The 256-nt window shown below is 31.6% G+C and carries 1 pseudogene; it reads right to left on the bottom strand.

From position 1 onward, the window contains the following. Positions 1–256: pseudogene (locus FE392_RS19935) on the bottom strand (hypothetical protein); the annotation flags it as partial.

The raw sequence follows: 256 nt of genomic DNA, 5'->3' as shown, positions 1-256 counted from the left end.
CACTCATTGCAATTAAAAACTCTTTCTTTCCAATAGAAGTTTTAACTTCTGAATGGCAATTTACACTAACGAGTACCCTATTACCTTTTGATGGAGTAAATTTAACCTCTATCGGCTGATCTGGAAAATAGCACTTAAACTCTTGATTATCATTTAGTATCGATAATCCTTCTGCCAAATAACACCAAAGATCATCAATATAATCATACATTGACTTATCAATAAGGTTAATGCCATTTATGGTTAACTCTAAAGC

The sequence above is a fragment of the Xenorhabdus santafensis genome, from assembly GCF_033949405.1.
GTDB classification, from domain to species: domain Bacteria; phylum Pseudomonadota; class Gammaproteobacteria; order Enterobacterales; family Enterobacteriaceae; genus Xenorhabdus; species Xenorhabdus santafensis.
The sequence above is the reverse complement of the archived record's forward strand: the minus strand, read 5'-3'. Positions and strand labels throughout refer to the sequence as shown.